Consider the following 20,221-nt stretch of genomic DNA (forward strand, 5'->3'; position numbering starts at 1 on the left):
GCGGCCGGTCCCGTGCCGCCTTTCCCGCGGACCTCCCTCAGACGGAGGACCCGGACTTCCTGCGCCTGGTGAACACGAAGGCCGCCACACCGGCCCCGATCGCCACCACTGCCGCGCCGACCAGCCCCCACAGGCTCGCGCCGGTCACGGCCAGACCGCCGTCCGATCCGGCCGCCTGCTCGGGTGAGGGGGACGCGGAGGGCTCCGCGCCGGGCGTCTCCTCCGCGACGGGAGCCTCGGTCGGCTGCTCCTCCTCGGGGGCCCCGGGCTCCTCACCGTCGGGAGTCGGCTCGGGTTCTCCCGGCTCCTCGGGGGTCTCGCCCCCGCCGGGCCCGCACGGAGTCAGCTCCGCGGAGAAGTCGCCGTTGTGCAGCTCACCGTTGCCGACGACGCCCGCCGACAGGGAGCCGTGCTCGAAGGAGGCGGCCACGACGTTGCCCTCGATGTTGCTCGGCGACAGCCAGCTCACCTTCGCGTCGGGGGCGAAGACGGTGCCCTCCAGGGTCCGGCTGTCGGGGGTGAAGGTGACGGAGGCGGCCTCCCCGAAGTTGAACAGCACGTAGCGGGCCTCCTCCAGCCCGATCCCGGCCATGTTGGGGGTGCGCCACTCGAACCGTCCGCCCACGCCCGAGGTGTCGACGTTGACCAGGAGCGGCGCGTCCGGTCCGGGCTTGTCCTCGAAGGTGATGACCTCCAGGGCGGCCAGGTCCTCGGCGGCGACGTTCCACACGTTCTGGGCGCCTTGGGCCAGCGGCAGGGTGACGTTGGCGCCCTGCTCGAAGGGCGGCAGGGCCTCGGAACCCTCGCCCGTCCGCAGCGGGACGACCCCGCCCTCGCACGCGGCGAGTCCGGCCGAGCGCTCGCGGTAGGCGGGGAACAGCCCGGCGACGTCGAGGGCCGGGCCGGTGACGGACTCCTGCGGCTGGCGGACGGTGAGCGAGACCCGCGGTGTGCTCTCACGGCCCTCGGGGCCGGCGACCACGGTGTTGACCTGGGCGCCGTTGTGGTCCGTCGTGCTGATGTCGGCGTCCGCTGCCGCGCCGACCTTGACGTACCCGCTCTGGAGCACCTTGAGGTCGCCCTCGCTGGCGCCGAAGTCCACCCGGCCGTTCACCAGGAGGGCGGTGGGGTGCTCGTCCCCCTCGGCGGTGTGGGAACCGGCTGTGTGGGCGGCCACGTTGTAGTCGCCGAACACGAGGTCGCCGCCGACCGCGACGGCTCCCTCGGACTCGTTGCCCGCCAGGACCGCGTCGCCTTCGGTGACCACGAGGAAGCCCTGGTTGCCGGACACGGGGTTGACGGCGGTCTCCGCCAGCGCGGGGGCGGCGGGCAGCAGCCCGAAGGCCAGGAGGGCGGAGGTGGAGGCGCAGGCCCCTCTCAGGAGCAGTGAGGGGGTCTGGGGACTTCTCGGCATCTCGGATGTTCCGTTCCGGAGTCTTCGTACGGGTGGGGAATGCGGACTGGTGGGGAAGGGGCGGACGAGCGGGGCGCGGGAGAACGGGGAAGCGTTCCTCCGGGGTGCGCCGGACGGGGACGACAGCGGTCGTCCCGGCCGTGGACCCCGTCGAGCCCTCCGCTCCCGGGCGGGAGCCGGGAACGCGTCCCGTGGTCACGGAACGTGTTGGGAGCGCTCCCGGACCTGGCACGCACGGTGTCCTCTCCTTCCACGCGCGACACGTGCCGCCGGTTGCCATGCCGTCGCCGTTGTTCCGCTTCCGTGTCCTGCGCGGTGCCGCCGCCGTCGGCTGGGGGACCGGGCGGGTCAGAGGTCACGGGACCCCGGTTCCGCGTCGGCCAGGCGGGTGAGGAGTTCGCCCAGCAGGATGCGCTCGCCGTGGCTGAACTCCGCCCGCGACCGGTCCAGGACCGAGCGCAGGGCGATCGCCCGCCGCGCGGGTTCGCGGTCCCGGTCGGCTCCGGGGCCGGTACCGGCCGCCACGCCGGTGTCGGCGCCGGGAGCGGACGTGATCGCCGTGAGGACCGCCTCGCGCGTCCTGACGGACAGCGACAGGTCGGGCCGGTCGGAGCCCGCCCTGATCAGGCTGAGGGTGACGCCCATGCCCGCGGCGTGCACCATGTCCGCCGCCTGTTCGACACCGACCACGAGCCGGCCGGCCTCCGCGACCCGGTGCACCAGCGTGAGCAGGACGCGCCGGGCCTCCCGTGCGGTCTCACCGCTCCCGCCCGGCGCGGGGTCGCCGTACATCAGCAGGTAGTGGGCCGGGTTCTCCACACCGAACCCGACGTGCAGGTCCCAGCCGCCCCGCAGGTCCTCCACCGGGTCGGACGAGGCGGGCTGGGCCGCCTTGCGCGCCAGGTAACGGGTGAAACCGTCCGCGGCCACGGCGTTGAGCAGGCCGTCCATGTCCCCGAACAGGCGGTAGATCGTCGGGGGCTGCACCTCGGCCGCGGTGCTGACGGCTCGCGTGGTGACCGCGGTACGCCCGTGGTTCCTGAGAAGGTCTGCGGCGGCCTCGATGACCTTCTGCCGGTTGTCGCTGCGAGAAGCCATGTATCGATGATAACGGGATTCTGGTATCACCTTTGTGTTATCGTCGATCAAGAACTATTGTTATCGGCGTTATCAAAGGTGGGCGGAAGGCCGCCCCGACGGGAGGACGATCATGAGCAGCACCGAACAGCGTGTGGCGCTGGTGACCGGCGGATCGCGCGGTATCGGACGGGCGGTGGCCGAACGCCTCGCCGCCGACGGCCAGGACGTCGCGATCGTGTACGCGGGCGACACCCCCGCGGCGGAGGCCGCCGTCGCCGCGGTCACCGACGCGGGCGGCGGCGCCGTCGCGATCCGGGCCGACGTCGCCGACGAGGACGCCGTGCGCGCGGCCTTCGACGCGGTCGAGGAGCGGTTCGGCGGCGTGGACGTCGTGGTCAACTCCGCCGGGATCATGCTCCTGGACACCGTGGCCGACTTCGATCTGGCCGACCTCGACCGCATGCACCGGACCAACATCCGTGGCACCTTCGTGGTCAACCAGCAGGCGGCCAGGAGGGTCCGCCGGGGCGGGGCGATCGTCAACGTCTCCACCTCGGTCGGCAAGCTCGCCCTGCCGACCTACGCGGCCTACGCCGCCTCCAAGGGCGCCGTGGACGCGATCAGCCCGGTACTGGCCAAGGAGCTGCGGGGCCGGGACGTGACGGTGAACGCCGTCGCCCCCGGGCCCACCGCCACGGACCTGTTCCTGGCGGACAAGAGCGAGGAGCAGGTGGAGCGGCTGGCCGGGATGAACCCCTTCGGGCGCCTCGGCGCCCCCGAGGACATCGCCGAGGTGGTCTCCTTCCTCGCCGGGCCCGGCCGCTGGGTCAACGGCCAGATCCTCTACGCCAACGGCGGCATGGTCTGAGCCCGACGAGGAGTCCGAAGACCGGTGGGGGAGCGGGACCGGGTGTCGCCCGTTGGCGGACCTCCCAGCGGTGAACCGGGGGAGCGGAGCACGGCGTTAACCCGGTGAGGACAGGCAGCCCCGCGTGTGGCGAGCACGCGACGACGGAACGGAAGAGACCATGGCCGCAGACACGGAGAAGCCCGCGACCGCGACCGCACCCGCCTCCCCGAGCGCCCTGCTGACCCCTCTGGGCGCGGCCGTCGGCGCGGGGCTCCTCACGGGGTTCCTGACCTCCTACGCGCAGGGACTGCTCCCCCACGGCCTGGCCCCGCTGGCGAACTCGGCCGGGAGCTGGAGCCTGGTCGCCTTCCTTCTCGGCATGCTCTCCCCGCGCCCCTGGGTCTCGGCGATCGCGTGCGCGCTGTCGCTGGCGGCGATGGTCCTCGGCTACGACATCGCTTCCGTCCTGCGCGGATTCTCCGCCTCGCCAGGGGGGACGTTCTTCTGGCTGACTGCCGCCGCCCTGGTGGGGCCGGTCCTCGGCTGGGGCGGTAACGCGCTGCGCACGCGGTCCCGCCTCGCCCCGCTGGCTGCGGGCGCCATGAGCGGCGTGCTCGTCGGCGAGGGGGTGTACGGACTCCTCTACATCGCGGACACCACGTCCCCGGTCTACTGGTCCTGCTCCATCGCCGCGGGCGCCGCGTTCCTCGGATGGGCCGCGGTCCGGCGCTGCCCCGCCCCGCGCCCGCGCTCCCTCGCGCTCGCCGCGGGGACCGCGGCCGTGGTGGCTACGGCCTTCGTCCTGGTCTACTCCGGCGAACTGATCCTGTGGTTCACCGGCTGACGTCCCCGCGCTTCCACGCAAAACCCGCATCTTCCACGCAGACCCAGCCTCTTCCACGCGAACTCCACGCCTTCCCCGCGGCCCCACCGCTTTCCACGCCGAACCCACGCCTTCCACGCCCTGACGGCCCCGCGCCCGGACCGGCCGGTGCCCGCCCGGCAGCTGGTCAGGTGGGGGCGCCTCCCGCCCGGGCCCGCCGACGTACCGGTTCCGGCAGCGGGGCGGGCGGCGGAGGCGGGGCGGATGCCTGCTCGGGATGGCTCGAAGGTGCCCTGAGCAGGGAGAACCGTTTTGGAAGGGCGGCCGGGGGTACATGGGGCGAACATGCACGCATAACTCTCAAACGGCAATAAATCGGACGGGCGGTCGGGTGTCCGCGACACGGCCGACGGCGCGGGCCGTCGCCGGGAGGCGGGGACCCCGGGGCGTGTCCGGACCGTTCAGAAGGGTGCGCAGAAGGTGAAACGGAGTACTCAGGACAGCGGAGGAAGCACGGGCCGGTCCGCCAAGGGCGGAGGCGGCAAGGCCCGGGGGGACGTCGCGCCCACCGAACGGGAGGCCGTGGCGGGGCCCGCGCGGGCCAAGCGGCCGGCGGCCGCGCCCAAGGCCCCCGAAGCCGAAGCCGCCGAGCCTCAGGTCCCCCAACCCGAAGCCACCGAGCCCCGGGCCTCCGAGCCGGGCGTCGAGCACACCGGCCGCGTCCCAGGGGCCGGACGCCCGGTCCGCGCCCCCGGGGTCGAGGACCCGGACGTGCTCCTCGACGTCCCGGTGGTCAAGGTCGACGAGATCGGACTGGAGGTCGAGAACCTGCGGGCCTCCGTCTCCCTCCAGGCCGAGGTGCTGGACCTGCTCAAGCTCAAGGTGGGCGCGGACGTCGAACTCGGCCGCGTCAGCCTCACCCTCAAGGGGGTCGAGGCCCAGGCCCTGCTCAAGGTCCAGCTCGACAACGTCCGGGAGATCATCACGCGGGTCCTGCAGACCATCGACACCAACCCGCAGATCCTGGAGCACGTGACCCGGGGGGTGGAGTCCTCGCTCGACCAGGTGGCGGGCGGTGCGGGGCAGGCCGTGGGAGCCCTGGGCCGGGGCGCGGGCGGCGCGGTGGAAGACGTGGGCCGGGGAGCCGGGAGCGCCGTGGAGGGTGTGGCCCGCGGAGCCGGGAACGCGGTGGAGGGTGTGGCCCGGGGCGCCGGGGAGGCCGCGCGGGGCGTCGGCCGGGGCGCGGGGAAGGCCGTGGAGGACGTCGGGGACGTCGCGGAGGTCGTGGAGGACTCCGACGACACGGCGGAGAAGTAGGGCGGTGGAGAAACCGGGCGCCGGGGGAGCCGAGCGCCGGGGGCCGTGGCCGCTGTGCCCGGGGCGGCCTGGAGCGGCCTGGGGCGCACCATTCGGAGATCGGGAGGTGGGAGGCCGTGGACGACCGGACCGGGCCCGAGTACGACGTGGAGATCAGCGCCTCGGTGTCCGCGGACGAACTGACCTTCGGAGAGGTGCCGGAGGTCAGGTCCCGGACCCGGGGGGAACCGGACCACGAGGGCACCTCCGGCAGCGAACGCTCGGGGCTTCCCCACGGCGTCCGCTCCGGGGTGGTGTACACGGACATCCGCGTCGACTACCGGCTCGCGAGCCGCCTCAGGCCGCCCGGGGAGGCGACGCCGGACCCGGACGCCGAGCGGGAGTGACCGCCTCGCTGGACCGCCGCGGGAGGCCGGGAGCCCGGTGTGCCCGTGCCGGTGTGTCTCTGCGTGTGCGAGCCGGGACCGGGCGCCGACCGGGTCAGTACCCGGCGGACTTGTCGACCACGTTCACCAGCGGTCGGCCCCGCGCGTGGCGCTCCAGGTTCTCGACGAACACGTCCACGCCCCGGCGCCGCGTCGCGGCGGTCGTCGCCCCGTTGTGCGGGGTGACGATGACGTTGGGCAGGTCCCAGAAGGGGCTGTCCGGCGGCAGCGGCTCCCGGCCGTGGGCGTCGAGCCCGGCTCCGGCGATCCATCCCTCGGTGAGGGCCCGCAGCAGTGCCCCGTCCGCCACGATCCCGCCGCGTGAGACCACGACGACGTACGCCGTGTCCTTCATCGCCCTCAGCTCCGCCTCGCCGAGGAGGTGCTCGGTGGCGGGCGTGTCCGGGGCCGTGACCACCACGAAGTCGGACTCGGCCAGCATGCGGTGCAGGTCCTCGGGAGGGTGGACGGCGTCCACACCTGGGGAGGGCAGGTCGGTGCGGCGCCGCACCCCCACCACCCGCATGTGGAAGGCCCGTGCCTTGGCCGCCAGGTCGAGCCCGCAGTTCCCCAGGCCGATGATCCCGCAGGTGAGGCCGTTGAGCTCACCGTGCTGGAAGCGTTCCCAACGGCGCTCGGACTGGGCCCTGGCCCACCGGGGGGCGTCCCTGTTCAGCATCAGCATGAGCATCATGGCGTGCTCGGCCAGCGGGACCGCGCCGTTGCCCGCCGAGGAGGTCAGGACCGCGGGGTGCGCGTCCAGCCCGGCCGCGAGGTCGTTGTTCACCCCCGCCGCCCAGCTGTGCACCCAGCGCACGGCGGGAGCGAGGGCCAACTGCTCGCCGCTGAGGGTTCCGGCGATGACCGTCGCCGTCCCCAGGAGGTCGGTGCGGTCACCGAGCCCGTCCACGAAGTCCACCGGGACGCCCGCGGCGGCCGTGCGGATCCGCTCCCTCTCGTCGGGCTCGAAGCGCCCGCTCACGAGTACTCGCCCGCGCTCGGGCACGAACATCACGTCCTTCGTACGCTCTGGTAATTTGTGGCTCGTATTGGTCCGACCGGTCAGGTGAGTATAGGGAAGGTGTGTGCCGGATGCCACAGGAGGGCCGTTCCGTCTTCCGCGCCGTCGAGCACGCCAAGGTCTACTCCTCGGTGGTCGACCAGATCCTCGCCGGGGTGCGTTCGGGGACCTTCCCGCCCGGGACGCCGCTGCCCGCGGAGCGCGTGCTGGCCGAGAGGTTCGAGGTCGGCCGCGGCTCGGTCCGCGAGGCGATCCGGGTCCTGGAGCACGCCGGGGTGCTCGACGTCCGCGTGGGCAGCGGGACCTACGTGGTCGGCGACGGGGGGTCGGAGGAGAACGCCCTCCGGGCCCGGGCCGCGGTCGCCGGAGAGCACAGCCCGCTCGACCTGATCGTGGCCAGGGCCGCCCTCGAACCCGTGTGCGCCGAGCACGCGGCCACCGCGAGGACCTCCAACGACCTGCGGGTACTCGAAGACCTGGTGCTCAAGCAGGAGCGCGTGCTCGAAGAGGGCGCGGACCCCTCGGCGGTGGACGCCGACTTCCACCTGGCGGTGGCGGCGGCCTCGCACAACAGCGTGCTCTTCGCCCTGGAGCGGACCCTGGTCGACCTCATGCGCGAACCCATGTGGAGCGAGCTCAAGGGCCGCTCCCGCGGCCGCCGGGACCAAGCGCGTCACTACCTCGAACACCACCGGCAGGTCCTCGGCGCCATCGAGCGGCGCGACCACCGCCGGGCGCGGCAGCTGATGGCCGTCCACATGAGCGAGATCGAGACGGGACTGCTGACCGAGCTGGGCTCCGCGCGGGACCGGACGGACGGGCCGGGCCGCTGACCCGTTGACACGGGACGCGGTACCCGTTTAGCTTCACCATCGGTCAGGTGGTCGGACCAATTGTCAGAGGTCCGTCCGGTTTCCCACCGTGGTGAAGGAGAGAACCGTGGGCACACCCCGCTACGCCGTGAACTGTTCGATCATGATGAAGGACCGGCCGCCCGAGGAGAGGCTGGCGGCGGTCCGGGAAGCCGGGTTCGAGGCGGTGGAGTTCTGGTGGCCCTTCGCGGAGCCCGTCCCCGCCGAGGCCGAGGTCGAGTCCTTCGTCGACACGGTCCGCGCCTCGGGCCTGCGCCTGGTCGGGCTCAACCTCTTCGCCGGTGACATGCCGGGCGGCGACAGGGGCGTGGTCTCCTGGCCGGATCGCGCCGAGGAGCTGCGGGCCAACGCGGCGGTGGTCCGCCGGATCGGGGAGGCGCTGGGCTGCCGGTCCTTCAACGCCCTGTACGGCAACCGCCGCTCGGACGTGTCCGACGCCGAACAGGACGCCGCGGCCGTGCGCGTCCTGGGCGAGGTGGCGGGCACCCTGGCCGAGATCGGCGGCACGGTGCTGATCGAGCCGGTCAGCGGCGCCCCGTCCTACCCGCTGCTCACGGCGGACGACGCCGTGGCGGTGATCGAGCGGGTCGAGCGCGAGACGGGCGCGGACAACCTCGGCCTGCTGTTCGACGTGTACCACCTGGCCGTCAACGGCGACGACGTCCCGGCCGCGCTCGCCCGGCACCGGGGGCGCGTCGGGCACGTCCAGGTGGCGGACGCGCCCGGCCGGGGCGCCCCCGGGACGGGCGGCCTCCCGCTGCGCGACTGGGTGAGGGACCTGGCCGGGGGCGGGTACGACGGCTGGACAGCGCTGGAGCACGCGGGCGACGGACCCCACCCCTTCGGCTGGACGCGCTCGTCGGACCTGCCGGGCCTGCCCGGCGAGGCGGCGTGATCCGGCCGCGACGGCCGTTGCGACCCGCAGAGCACACCCCGGCGGGCCGTCCGGCCCGCCGGACCGACACCGAATCGACCAAGGAGTCCGCAGTGAGCGTGCGAACGATCGCCTTCATCGGCCTGGGCGTCATGGGCGCCCCCATGGCGACCAACCTCGTCCGTGCCGGGTTCGACGTGGTGGGGTACAACCGCAGCGCCGCGAAGACGGAGCCGCTGGTGAGAGCGGGGGGCCGCGCCGCCTCCTCGGTGGCCGACGCTGTCGGCGGGGCCGACGCCGTCATCACGATGCTGCCCGACTCCCCGGACGTGGAGTCCGTGGTCCTGGGCGGGGGCGGCGCCCTGGAGCACATGCGCCGCGGCGCGCTGCTCATCGACATGAGCACGATCCGCCCCGACACGGCCCGCGCCGTGGCCGAGGCCGGGGAGGCCGCGGGGGTCGCGGTCCTGGACGCGCCCGTGAGCGGGGGTGAGCAGGGGGCGGTCGAGGCCAAGCTCTCGATCATGGTCGGAGGCGAGGAGCGGGCCTTCGCCCTCGCGAAGCCGGTGCTGGACGCGCTCGGCACGACGGTCGTCCACGTCGGTCCGGCCGGAGCCGGGCAGACCGTCAAGGCCGCCAACCAGCTGATCGTCGCCGGGACGATCGAGCTCGTCTCCGAGGCGCTGGTCTTCCTCCAGGCCCACGGCGTCGACCGCGACAGCGCCGTACGCGTGCTCTCCGGTGGGCTGGCCGGCAGCACGGTGCTCGACCGCAAGGCCGCGTCCATGCTCGCGCGCGAGTTCGACCCGGGGTTCAGGGTGGACCTGCACCACAAGGACCTCGGGATCGTGACGGCCGCCGCCCGCGAGGCCGGGGTGGCCCTGCCCCTGGGAGCGCTCACGGCGACCCTGATGGGATCGTTGCGCGCCCAGGGCCACGGGTCCCTCGACCACTCGGCGCTGCTGTTGCAGGTGGAGCGGCTGTCGGGGCGTGACGCGGACGCGCGGGACTGATCGGGGGGCCCTCGTAGGCACATTCGTAGGCACATTGTCAGTCTTGAAATCTTGACTGACAATGTGCCTATACTGTCCTGCCTCCGTCGCGGAGCGCCACCGGCGCGCGAGCCGAGCCGCGGCCGCGGCGGCCGAGCCGACGAGAGGACCAGCCACATGGCACAGGGTGTGACGGAGAGCGTGCCCGGGAGCGCGGCCAGCGCGCCGCGCGAAGCCGACTGGCATCTGGGCGCGACGCGCTGGACGCAGCTGACGCTGACCGAGAACGACCCCGGACGCTTCGACCCCGACTTCTGGATCCAGGTCATGCGCGAGACCAGGTCCAACGCGGCCTGCATCAGCGCGGGCGGGTACGTCGCCTTCTACCCGACCGACGTCCCCTACCACCACCGCAGCGTCCACCTCGGCGACACCGACCCCTTCGGCGCCCTGGTCGAGGGCGCGCGCGGCCTGGACATGCACGTCATGGCCAGGGTGGACCCCCACGCCGTCCACGCCGACGCCGCGAGCGCCCACCCCGAGTGGCTGGCGCGTACCGCCGACGGCAGCCCGGTGGAGCACTGGGGCTACCCCGGTATCTGGCTGACCTGTCCGTTCGGCCCGTACAACCGCGACTTCATCACCGAGGTCGCCCGCGAGATCGTCACCCGCTACGACGTGGACGCCGTCTTCGCCAACCGCTGGCAGGGCCACGGCATCTCCTACAGCGAGGCGGCGCTGCGCAGCTTCCGCGACGAGACGGGGTTCGACCTGCCGCGCCGGGAGGGGGACACCTCCGACCCCGCCTGGCGCGCCTACGTGGTGTGGCGCAGGCGCAAGCTGAGCGACCTGGTGAGCCTGTGGGACCAGGCGGTCCGCGACATCCGCCCGCACGCCCGCTTCATCCCCAACCTGGGCAGCATCGCCGCGCGCGACCTCGACCGCGGCATGCTGGCCCGGCACTTCCCGTTCTTCCTCATCGACAAGCAGGGCCGTTCCGGGGTGGAGGCGCCCTGGTCGGCCGGGCGCAACGGCAAGCGCAGCCGGGCGGTCTTCCGGGACAGGCCGGTCGGACTCATCACCTCCATCGGTCCCGAGCACCACCAGCACCGCTGGAAGGACTCGGTATCGCCCGGGGCCGAGACCACCATGTGGATCGTCGACGGCTTCGCGCAGGGCGCCTTCCCCTGGTTCACCAAGTTCAACGGCATGGTGCCCGACCGGCGGTGGGTGCGCCCCGTAGCCGAGGCCTTCGCGCTCCACGAGCGCCTGGAGCCCGAACTCGCGGGCCGCCGCATCACGGCGGACGTGGCGCTCCTGGAGACGGGGGCCCCGAGAGGGGGCGCTCGCACGAGGACGGCTTCTACCACGCCCTGGTCGAGGCCCGCATCCCCTTCGAGATCGTCGCCGAGCAGAACCTGTCCGAGAGCGAGTTGGGCCGGTTCAGGGTGCTCGTCCTGCCCGACGCCGAGCGGTTGAGCCAGGACCAGTGCCGCGCGATCCGGGCCTTCACCGAGTCGGGGGGAAGCGTCGTGGCCGCCCACCGCTCCTCCCTGGACGACGAGTACGGCACCCCGCGGGCCAACTTCGGGCTCGCCGACGTGTTCGGCGTGGACCTGAGCATGCCGGTGCGGGGACCCGTCAAGAACAACTACGTCGCGCTCACCGGAGAGCACCCCACCACGGACGGATTCGGGGGAGCGGAGCGCGTCATCGGCGGCACCGAACTCATCGGTGTGACCGCCCGCCCGGGGACCGGCGTGCCCCTGCGCTTCGTGCCCGACTACCCCGACCTGCCGATGGAGGAGGTCTACCCGCGGGAGGAGCCCGCGAGCCCGGCCCTGGTCACCCGGGAGCTGCCCGGAGGCGGGCGCTCGGTCTACGTCGCCTTCAACCTCGGCTCCCTGTTCTGGGAGGCGCTCCAACCCGACCACGGGACGCTCGTCGCCAACGCCGTCCGCTGGGCCCTCGGGGAACCGGAACGGGTCCGGGTCCGCGGACGCGGACTGGTCGACCTCGCGCTCTGGGAGGACCCGGATTCGGTCGCCGTGGTGATCGTCAACCTCACCAACCCCATGGCACTCAAGGGGCCCATGCGCGAGATCATCCCGCTGCCCGCGCAGAAGGTCTCGGTCGCCCTGCCGGAGGGCGCTGTGGGCGCCGACGCGCGCCTCCTGGTCTCCGGGTCCGACGTCCCGGTGCGCGTGCGCGCGGGGCGCGCCGAGGTGACCGTGGACTCCGCGGACCTGCTGGAGGCCGTCCGCTTCACGTGGATCCGGGGTGAGCGGGCATGAACGAGCACGACCTGTGGTGGCGCCGGCCCTTCCGGATGTTCCAGACCAACCTCAGGGAGATCGACGCGACCCTCGACGTCGAACGGGTCCTGGACTACCTGGAGGGCTTCGGCGCGCGCGCCTGGCTCCTCAGCGTCGGCGGCATCGTGTCCAACTACCCCACGGAGCTGGAGTTCCAGACCCGCAACCCCGCCCTGGACCAGCGGCCCTCGGGAGACCTCGTGGGCGACGCGGTGGCGGCGGCACGCGAGCGGGGCGTGCGGGTCCTGGCCAGGATGGACTTCTCCAAGATCGACCACCGCCGGGCCGAACGCCACCCGGAGTGGTGCTTCACGGGGGCCGACGGGACGCAGCAGGTCTACAACGGCCTGACCAGCGTGTGCCCCAGCGGGGACTACTATCAGCACCGCCTCCTGGAGGTGGTCGACGAGGTCCTGGACCGCTACCCCGTGGACGGGTTCTTCTTCAACTGGATGTCCTTCAACGAGGTCGACTACAGCGGTGTCCACCGGGGGACGTGCCACTGCCTGCCCTGCCAGCGGGCGTTCGCGGTCTTCGCGCCCGGAGTCGAGATGCCCACCGGGCCCGCCTCCCCCACCTACCGGGTGTGGAAGCGCTTCACCGAGGCGGTGCTCGACGACCTGACCTCCCGCGTGCGCGACCACGTCAGCGCGCGCCGCCCCGAGGCGCCGCTCATCCTCGGCGACCGCGCCGACATCGTCTTCCACGAGGCCAACAACGCGGTCGGGCGGACCCTGTGGCACCATCGGACCGCCGAGCACGTCAGCGCGGCCCGGACGTACCGGCCCGGGGTGCCCGTGCTCACCAACGCCGTGGGCTTCGTCGACATGCCCTACCGCCTGGCGGGCGAGGAGCCCCACCACTTCGCCCAGTACCTGGTCCAGGCCTTCTCCCGGGGGGCCAACCCCTCCACGTACATCATGGGGACCCCGGACGACGTCACCTACGAGTGCCTGGACGCGGCCGGTGAGCTGACCCGGTTCCACCGTGACCACGAGCGCTTCTACCGGGACCTGGTGTCCGCGGCCCGGGTCCTCCTCGTCCGGCCGGACCCGCTCAAGCTCGCCCCCGCCCGGTGGGAGGAGGCCGTCCACGAGTTCCGGGGACTGTACTCGTCGCTCCTCGAACGCCACATCCCCTTCGACGTGCTGCCCGAGCCCCGTGTCCGCGACGTCGACCGCCAGGGCCGACTGGGGGACTACGGGCTGGTCGTCCTGCCCGACCTGGGACCGCTGGACCAGGAGACGGTGGACGCCCTGGGGCGCTACGCCGAGGCCGGCGGCGGCGTGCTCGCCACCGGCACGAGCGGGTTCGACGGTGACGCCTCCCTTATCGAGGGCTCACCGGTGCTGCGCCGGACGGCGGTCCGGGACACGGTCGAGTCCGTGCGCTCGCTGCACCTGCGCCGCCCCGGCCGAGACGGCGCGCGACGCGGGGGCGACCTGCCCGTGGTGGGCGCCTTCCACGTGGTCGAACCCGTCGCGGACGCCGACACCGACCTCCCCGTGCTGTCCCGGGCCCCCTACGGTCCGCCCGAGAAGTGCCACGGCCACCTCCTCCTCGACCACCCCGGCGCGCTGTGGCGCGCCCACGGGCGCGGCCGGGTGGCCGTGCTGCCCTGGACGCCGGGCAGGGCCTACCACCAGCTGGGCCTGAGCGGGCACCGCGACGTGTTCGTCGAGACCGCGCTGCGCGCGGCCAGCGGCCCGGTGGAGGTCGATACCGACCTGCCCGAGCAGGTCGAGGTGGTCCTGGGCGTCTCCGAGGCCGGGGGAGTGGTCCACCTGGTCAACCACTCCGGTGCCGTGCCCCAGGGGTTCCGCACCCCGCTGCCGGTCGACGGACGCCGCCTGCGGGTGCCGTGGTGGACGGGCCAGCCCACCCGCGCCCTGCGCGCTGACACGGACCTGACGGTCGCGGAAAAGGGCGGCGAGGGCGTCGCGCTGCCCCGCGTCGATCTCTTCGAGGTCCTGGTCACGGAGCGTCCCGTCAACGCCCGGTAACTTTGTAAAACAAGTATTCATGAGTTATTGACTTACCAAATCAGCACCGGAAACATGTCCTGTGAAGCTGCACACTCACTGGGGTGACCTCCCCCGCAGCGAAGGGAACGTGATGAGAGATTTCGATCGGCGCGCATTTCTCGCGTTGACCGGCATGGGCGCGGTGGGGGCCTCCCTGCTCCTGTCCGGCTGCGGCGGCAGCGGCTCGGGGAACGGCCTCCGGTACGCCTGGTGGGGCAACACCGTCCGCCAGCAGAACTACACCGAGGCCCTGGAGGCGTTCCAGGAGGCCAACCCCGACATCACGGTCGAGCCGGAGTTCGCCGAGTACACCGCCTTCCAGGAGCGCATGACCACGCAGATGGCGGCCCGCAACGTCGCCGACGTCTTCTGGATCGCCTCCCCCCAGGTCCTGACCTACAAGGCGAACGGGCTGTACCGCAGGCTCGACGACATCCCCACCCTCGACCTCTCCGACTACAGCGCCGAGGACATCGAGTCCTTCTCCCTGGGCGGTGAGCTCCTGAGCATGCCGCACGGGGTCTTCGTCCCCGTGGTGCGCCACAACGAGACCTTCCTCGAAGAGGAGGGCGCGCGGATGCCCGGGGAGGACTGGACCTGGGACGACCTCGCGGAGTTCCTCATCGACTACAGCGCGAACAACGCGCAGGGGCGTCGGGGCGCGACCTACACACCCGACCAGGACATGGCCTTCGAGGCGTGGCTGCGCCAGCGCGGCCAGGACCTGTGGACCGAGGACGGGAACGTCGGCTTCGACGAGGAGGCCCTCGGCGACTGGTTCGAGTGGTGGCGCGTCCTCCTCGACGAGGGGGCGGTCCTGAGCCTGGGCGAGCAGGAGGGCATGCAGCCGGACTTCTCCGCAGTCGGCGACCGGGTCCTGCTCAACTTCGGCAGTTCCAACCACATCATCGACGAAGCCGCCATGTTCCCCGACTGGAAGTACCGTCTGCGGTCCGTGCCGGTGGGCGCGGACGCCGCCGACGGCCACCGCTTCCTCTACTACCCCCGGCTGGCCGTCTACCAGGGCATCGACGACGCCAACGTCGAGGCGGCGGGCAAGCTCATCGACTTCAACGTCAACAACGTCGAGTTCCTGCGCACCGTCGGCCTCACCATGGGCGCGCCGCCCAACCCCCGCCTCCTCGCCGAGGCCTACGACTTCGCCTCCGACGACGAGAAGGAGATGCTGGCCGTGGTGGAGGCGGACCGCGCCGAGCCGCAGCGCCCCCGCTACGAGGCCCCGCCCGGGACGGGGACCTGGCGCGAGGCCATGTCACGGGCCTCGGAGAACGTCGCCCTGGGCAACGCCGGGGTCGCCCAGGTGACCGAGGAGCTCATCGCCGAGATCCGCTCCGGCATCGACCGGGGAGCGTAGGGCGTGCCCCCCTCCACGAGAACCCGCCGCCCCGCCGCGCCGTCCTCGCGGCGGCAGGGCCGCGCCGCCTACGTGTTCCTCTCGCCCTGGCTGCTGGGCCTGGGCCTGGTGACGGCCATCCCGCTGGGCGCCTCGCTCTACCTCGCCTTCACCGACTACAACATCCTCAGCACACCGGCCTTCACCGGGCTGGCCAACTTCGAGCGCATGCTCGGCGACGAACGCTTCTGGGCGGCCTCCTCGGTGACCCTCCGGTACGTGGTCGTCTCGGTGCCGCTCCAGCTGATGTTCGCCCTCCTGCTGGCCGTCATGCTCGACCGGGGCCTGCGCGGCCTCTCGTTCTACCGGGGCGCCTTCTACCTGCCCTCGCTGCTGGGCGCGAGCGTCGCGGTCGCCATCCTGTGGCGCGAGGTGTTCGGGCACAACGGCCTGGTCAACGACTTCCTCGGCCTGCTGGGCATCGAGGGGCAGAGCTGGCTCCAGAACCCGTCCACGGCCCTGTCCACCCTGATCGTGCTCAACGTGTGGACCTTCGGGTCGCCGATGGTGATCTTCCTGGCCGGCCTCCGGCAGATCCCCGAGGAGTACTACGAGGCGGCGCGCGTGGACGGCGCCTCACGCCTGCGGCAGTTCCGGCACATCACCGTCCCGATGCTGACGCCGATCATCTTCTTCAACCTCATCCTGCAGACCATCGGCGCCTTCCAGACCTTCACGCAGGCGCACGTCATCAGCGGCGGCACCGGGGGACCCGTCGACTCCACCCTCTTCTACACGCTCTACGTGTACCAGCAGGGGTTCAGATCCTTCGACATGGGCTACGCCTCCGCGCTGGCCTGGGTCCTGCTGCTGGTGATCGGCGCCGTGACCGCGGTCCACTTCTTCCTGTCCAAATACTGGGTCTTCTACGGAGACGACTGATGACCGAAGCCCCCACGGTCGCGGGCGCCAGCGGTCCGCGGCAACGCCGCCGCCGACCGCGGACCGCGATCCTCAAGCACGGCGCACTGCTGCTGTTCCTGGTCGTGATGGTCTACCCGCTGGTCTGGATGGTCGTCAGCGCCTTCAAGCCCGCGCACCTGATCCTGACCGAGCCGGGCCTGGTGCCCACCGAGGTCACCTTCGAGAACTTCCGGGAGGGCTGGCACGCCCTCAACCAGCCCTTCTCGGTGTTCTTCGTCAACTCCCTCGTGGTGACCGTGGGCTCGATCCTGGGCAACCTCGTCTCCTGCTCACTGGCCGCCTACGCGCTGGCCCGGCTGGAGTTCAGGGCCCGGCGCCTCTTCTTCGGGATCACCCTCGTCACGGTGATGCTGCCGATGCACGTGCTCATCATCCCGCAGTACATCTTCTTCGCCCAGCTGGGATGGGTGGACACCTACCTGCCGCTGCTGATCCCCAAGCTGCTGGCGACCGACGCGTTCTTCGTCTTCCTCATGGTGCAGTTCATCAGGGGCATCCCGCGCGACCTCGATCGCGCCGCCGAGATCGACGGGGCCGGGCACTTCCGGATCTTCTGGCACGTGATCCTGCCGCTGATGCGCCCCGCTCTGGTGACCACGACGATCTTCACGTTCATCTGGACGTGGAACGACTTCTTCACGCCGCTCATCTACCTGACCTCGACGGACATGTACACCGTTCCGGTCGCGCTGAGCTCCATGGTCAGCTCGGAGAGCCAGCAGGGCATCGGGATGCTGTTCGCGATGTCCCTGATATCCCTGCTGCCGGTCATCCTGTTCTTCGTCTTCGCGCAGCGCTACCTGATCCGCGGGATGGTCACCAGCGGACTCAAGTGAGCCCTACTCGGCTCCAGCCGCCTCCTGGGTCCCCGCGTCCAGCAGTGCCAGGAGGCGGCCGCGCGCGTGGTCGAGGTGCTCGGCCAGCCTCAGGCGCGCCGCCTCGGGGTCCTGCGCCCTGATGCCCTCCAGGATCGTCGCGTGCTCGTGGGCCACGGTGCTGCCCTGCGTGGACCGGTGCGCCTGGAAGCGGCCCATGGTCAGGTGCACCTCGCCCATGATCAGCTCGTGCATCCTGCTCAGGCGCTCGCTGCCCGCACCGGAGACCAGCGCGGTGTGGAAGGCGATGTCGGCCTCCACCTGGCGCTCGAAGTCGCCGTCCCTGGCCGCCGCCTCGATCAGCGCCTGCGCCTCCGTGGCCTCCCTGGGGACCGCCCCCTCGGCCGCCAGGACGGTGACCGCCGCGCTCTCCACCGTGCCCCGGCTGAAGAAGAGGTCGCGGATCTCGTCGGCGTGGAAGTCGGGGACGACCGCCGTCTTGTGGGCCGACCGGCGCAGGAGGCCGAGGGCGGTGAGCCGCTCCAGACACGCCTTGGCGGTGGGGCGCGCGACGTCGTACTCGCTGGCGATCCGGTGCTCGGTGAGCTTCTCGCCAGCCGCGATCTCCCCGTTGACGATGCGAGCGCGCAGCGACTGGTAGAGCGCGTCGGTCAGGGACGAGGGGGCGAGGGTGAAGTTGGCCTGTCGGTTCACGTCTTCATCGTGCCACAGCCGCGCCGCTGACACATACATCTGTCTTACCAGTGCACTGGTAAGTCCTGATGAGAGCGTCGGACGTGTTCACTCTGTGACCGCCCGCACAATGGCACGGCCGGGAAAGCGGCCCACGCGAGGCCTCGCGCGCCGGGCGGGGAGGGCGCGGGTTCCCGTGCGGCACGGGGATTCCCGTGCCGCACGAAGGCGCCCACCGGCAGCCGCGTCCGCGCGGGCGCAGCGGATCCCGTCTCCCCCCCACGGCCTCACGGCGGGTCACCAGGGAAACGCCCACACCTTCCGCAGCCGGGTGCTGGTACGCCCCGGTAACCGAACGCAGGAAGGAAGCATGCCCACCAACGCTGACGCTCACCCCGCTCCCTCCGCGGCCCACGGCCCCCGACACACAGGGCGGGAGTAGGCGCCGGGCCGGATGGCCCGAGATCATCGTCGGTACGGTCGTCACCCTCGTGCTCTACGCCGTCGGAACCCTGCTGTTCCTCCAGATCCCCGCGGAGGGCGGGGAGTTCGGCGGACTCGCCCAGTACGCGATCTCCGGGCTCGCCCCGCTCGGGGGCTTCGCCGCCGTTCATGGCCCTCATGGCCTGAGAACTCGTCTGGCTCCGGGCCCGGGGACGAGGACACGGGGCTCCGGGCGGTGCCGCGACGGGTCGGGGCCGCCGCCGGTGTGCGCCCGCCATGAGCGGTAGCCGGTTTCCGGTCTGACGTGAATGGTTTTTCCTGGCTGTCGAATAAAGGATTCCCGCGTGTTCGCGTGCTTCTTTTCGGGTGGGTCGGGTTCGCGCGGCGCCGTTGTTTCTTCGGGTGATAACTAGGGTTTTGGTCAGCGTTTATATCCCTGAGGTTTGTGGGGTGCTAGGGGAATTTGGTAAATTCCTCGTGGCTGAAGCGGGATGTGAACGTTTCTCCTGAATTCTTTTTCGGTCATAGCTGGAATGTGTAGGCACCACCCGTAATGCGTCGTTCCCTGACCCGTGCGACGGCGGTCTGTGCGGTTTACGCCCTGGTCCTCGTGCTGGGGGCGGTCGCTCCCGCCGCAGCTGACGAGGGCGTTCCCACCGCCGACGGCGCCGCCGTCCCCGGAGAGCCCGGCGCCCCGGGGGAGCGGAGCGGTGGACCGCGCGGGAGCGAACCGGACGCGGAGGGGACCAGCGGCCCGGCCGGACCCGGGGCCGCGTCCGCCGCCGACGGTCCCTTCGCCCCGGCGCGCCCCCACGGTGAACGGACCGAGGTCCAGAGCTCCTCGTGGACCTACGTGGACCGTGCCTTCCCCGACCGGCCCCACGACGGCGCCGAAACCGCGAGCGTGGGCACCGGACGCCTCGAATGGGACCGGAACTACACCCGCAGGGCCCTGTTCGGGTTCCCCGTCGTGCCCGGCCCCGGCGCCGTCGTCGAATCCGCGGTGCTGCGCACCGAGGTGGCCTGGTCCTACGACTGCGGCAGCGACTCCTTCGTGCAGCTGCACCGGGTCGACCCCTTCGATGAGGGGGCCACCTGGAACGACCAGCCGCGGGCACGCGCCCTGCTCGACACCCGAAGGATCAGGGGCGGGCGGTCCGCCTGCCCCGTGCCCGGCGGCGTGGAGTTCGACCTGACCGAGGCCTACCAGCGGGCCGTGGACGCAGGAGAACCCCACATCCACCTCCGGCTCGGCGAACGCGACGAGTCCGGAACCACGGCCTGGCGCCGCTTCGACGTCGAGGACCACCCGCCGGTGCTGGTGGTCGACCACAGCACGCTGCCGTCCCCGGACGCGACCGCCGATCCGAACGTCCCGCGCAGCGACCCCGAGGAGGGCGCGGCCGACGACGGGGTGCCCGGCGGGCGCGCCGCCGTCCGCGGGGAGGGTTCCCCGGACCCCGCGCCGACCCGGTTCGCCGAGGGACTCGACCTCTTCGGCGTCACCGCTCCCGGGGCCCGGGGAGACCACGACGCCCGTGCTCCAGACCTTGTCTCCGCTGACCGCCTGCCGGGCGGGGGTGAGCGGATCCGTCCCCGGCGGGGGAGACGGACCGGCCGCCCCACCGCTGCGGACGGCCACCGGCGACGGGGCGGGGACACGCCGCCAAGGGTCCGGGGGCCACCGGTCGCCGCCCGGTCGGAGACCGTTTCGGTCCACCGATCATGAATGAGGAACCGGTTGACGGACGACGGCACCCGCCTTTCCCGGTGCGTCATCCAGTTGGGTGCGAGGACGCGCCGGCGGCAGCCCGAGGGGGTCGGGCGGGCCGCTCCCGGAGCACCGTGAGGTGGGCGGAGCTCGGAAGCGGCCACGGAGCCACGCCACCGCCGCACCGGCCACAGGGCACGGTGGCCGTCTGCG

The 20,221-nt window shown here is 72.3% G+C and carries 18 protein-coding genes; 14 read left to right on the forward strand and 4 right to left on the reverse strand.

Annotation, left to right across the window (positions count from 1 at the left end):
• Positions 1-37 precede the first annotated feature (37 nt).
• Positions 38-1,414: a choice-of-anchor A family protein gene (locus tag UIS43_RS24430; protein ID WP_358168597.1), complete on the reverse strand. Its 1,377-nt coding sequence runs from the start codon at positions 1,412-1,414 to the stop codon at positions 38-40.
• 348 nt (positions 1,415-1,762) lie between these two features.
• Positions 1,763-2,512 (reverse strand): TetR/AcrR family transcriptional regulator, encoded by a 750-nt coding sequence (locus tag UIS43_RS24435; RefSeq protein WP_013151601.1) that lies wholly within the window; start codon positions 2,510-2,512, stop codon positions 1,763-1,765.
• 112 nt (positions 2,513-2,624) lie between these two features.
• Between UIS43_RS24435 and UIS43_RS24440 the strand changes: the two genes are divergently transcribed.
• The 4 genes from UIS43_RS24440 (at position 2,625) to UIS43_RS24455 (ending at position 5,870) form a co-directional block, all read left to right on the forward strand.
• Positions 2,625-3,362 carry an SDR family oxidoreductase gene (locus tag UIS43_RS24440; RefSeq protein WP_071621473.1) on the forward strand — a complete coding sequence of 246 codons (738 nt, stop codon included), beginning with the start codon at positions 2,625-2,627 and terminating at the stop codon, positions 3,360-3,362.
• 160 nt (positions 3,363-3,522) lie between these two features.
• Complete coding sequence (locus tag UIS43_RS24445; protein ID WP_071621474.1) at positions 3,523-4,188, forward strand: DUF6518 family protein; 666 nt, start codon at positions 3,523-3,525, stop codon at positions 4,186-4,188.
• Between the two features lie 459 nt (positions 4,189-4,647).
• A complete protein-coding gene (locus UIS43_RS24450) occupies positions 4,648-5,484 on the forward strand; it encodes a hypothetical protein (protein WP_370011827.1) in 837 nt (278 codons plus the stop codon).
• Between the two features lie 116 nt (positions 5,485-5,600).
• Complete coding sequence (locus tag UIS43_RS24455) at positions 5,601-5,870, forward strand: hypothetical protein (RefSeq protein ID WP_013151605.1); 270 nt, start codon at positions 5,601-5,603, stop codon at positions 5,868-5,870.
• Positions 5,871-5,964: 94 nt separating this feature from the next.
• Here the strand turns inward: UIS43_RS24455 and UIS43_RS24460 are convergent, their stop codons facing one another.
• On the reverse strand, positions 5,965-6,921 hold the full coding sequence (locus UIS43_RS24460; RefSeq protein ID WP_013151606.1) for a D-2-hydroxyacid dehydrogenase: 957 nt from the start codon (positions 6,919-6,921) through the stop codon (positions 5,965-5,967).
• Positions 6,922-7,001: 80 nt separating this feature from the next.
• Here UIS43_RS24460 and UIS43_RS24465 point away from each other — a divergent pair, with 80 nt between their 5' ends.
• The 9 genes from UIS43_RS24465 to UIS43_RS24505 all read left to right on the forward strand — a co-directional run bounded on the left by UIS43_RS24465 (position 7,002) and on the right by UIS43_RS24505 (position 17,181).
• Positions 7,002-7,763 carry a FadR/GntR family transcriptional regulator gene (locus UIS43_RS24465; protein WP_013151607.1) on the forward strand — a complete coding sequence of 254 codons (762 nt, stop codon included), beginning with the start codon at positions 7,002-7,004 and terminating at the stop codon, positions 7,761-7,763.
• Positions 7,764-7,869: 106 nt separating this feature from the next.
• On the forward strand, positions 7,870-8,697 hold the full coding sequence (locus UIS43_RS24470; protein WP_013151608.1) for a hydroxypyruvate isomerase family protein: 828 nt from the start codon (positions 7,870-7,872) through the stop codon (positions 8,695-8,697).
• Positions 8,694-9,689: a 2-hydroxy-3-oxopropionate reductase gene (locus tag UIS43_RS24475; RefSeq protein ID WP_255418203.1), complete on the forward strand. Its 996-nt coding sequence runs from the start codon at positions 8,694-8,696 to the stop codon at positions 9,687-9,689. The genes UIS43_RS24470 and UIS43_RS24475 overlap by 4 nt, the downstream gene beginning before the upstream one ends.
• Positions 9,690-9,845: 156 nt before the next feature.
• Complete coding sequence (locus UIS43_RS24480; RefSeq protein WP_370011832.1) at positions 9,846-11,147, forward strand: family 10 glycosylhydrolase; 1,302 nt, start codon at positions 9,846-9,848, stop codon at positions 11,145-11,147.
• A complete protein-coding gene (locus UIS43_RS24485; RefSeq protein WP_370013274.1) occupies positions 11,069-11,962 on the forward strand; it encodes a hypothetical protein in 894 nt (297 codons plus the stop codon). The genes UIS43_RS24480 and UIS43_RS24485 overlap by 79 nt, the downstream gene beginning before the upstream one ends.
• Positions 11,959-13,986, forward strand: a complete 2,028-nt coding sequence (locus UIS43_RS24490) for an alpha-amylase family protein (protein WP_117197866.1) — start codon at positions 11,959-11,961, stop codon at positions 13,984-13,986. Before UIS43_RS24485 ends, UIS43_RS24490 begins: the two co-directional genes overlap by 4 nt.
• 112 nt (positions 13,987-14,098) lie before the next feature.
• On the forward strand, positions 14,099-15,382 hold the full coding sequence (locus UIS43_RS24495) for an ABC transporter substrate-binding protein (protein ID WP_071621479.1): 1,284 nt from the start codon (positions 14,099-14,101) through the stop codon (positions 15,380-15,382).
• Between the two features lie 3 nt (positions 15,383-15,385).
• The gene (locus tag UIS43_RS24500; RefSeq protein WP_071621480.1) at positions 15,386-16,303 is read left to right on the forward strand and encodes a carbohydrate ABC transporter permease; all 918 of its coding nucleotides are present in this window, start codon (positions 15,386-15,388) and stop codon (positions 16,301-16,303) included.
• Positions 16,303-17,181 carry a carbohydrate ABC transporter permease gene (locus UIS43_RS24505; protein ID WP_013151614.1) on the forward strand — a complete coding sequence of 293 codons (879 nt, stop codon included), beginning with the start codon at positions 16,303-16,305 and terminating at the stop codon, positions 17,179-17,181. The genes UIS43_RS24500 and UIS43_RS24505 overlap by 1 nt, the downstream gene beginning before the upstream one ends.
• 3 nt (positions 17,182-17,184) lie before the next feature.
• Here UIS43_RS24505 and UIS43_RS24510 read toward each other — a convergent pair whose 3' ends face one another.
• Positions 17,185-17,874 carry a GntR family transcriptional regulator gene (locus tag UIS43_RS24510; RefSeq protein ID WP_041552272.1) on the reverse strand — a complete coding sequence of 230 codons (690 nt, stop codon included), beginning with the start codon at positions 17,872-17,874 and terminating at the stop codon, positions 17,185-17,187.
• Positions 17,875-18,850: 976 nt separating this feature from the next.
• On the opposite strand from UIS43_RS24510, the gene UIS43_RS24515 reads away from it, so the two are divergent.
• Complete coding sequence (locus UIS43_RS24515) at positions 18,851-20,026, forward strand: DNRLRE domain-containing protein (RefSeq protein WP_370011837.1); 1,176 nt, start codon at positions 18,851-18,853, stop codon at positions 20,024-20,026.
• Positions 20,027-20,221 lie beyond the last annotated feature (195 nt).

This window comes from Nocardiopsis sp. LDBS0036, assembly GCF_041228755.1.
GTDB lineage: Bacteria > Actinomycetota > Actinomycetes > Streptosporangiales > Streptosporangiaceae > Nocardiopsis > Nocardiopsis dassonvillei.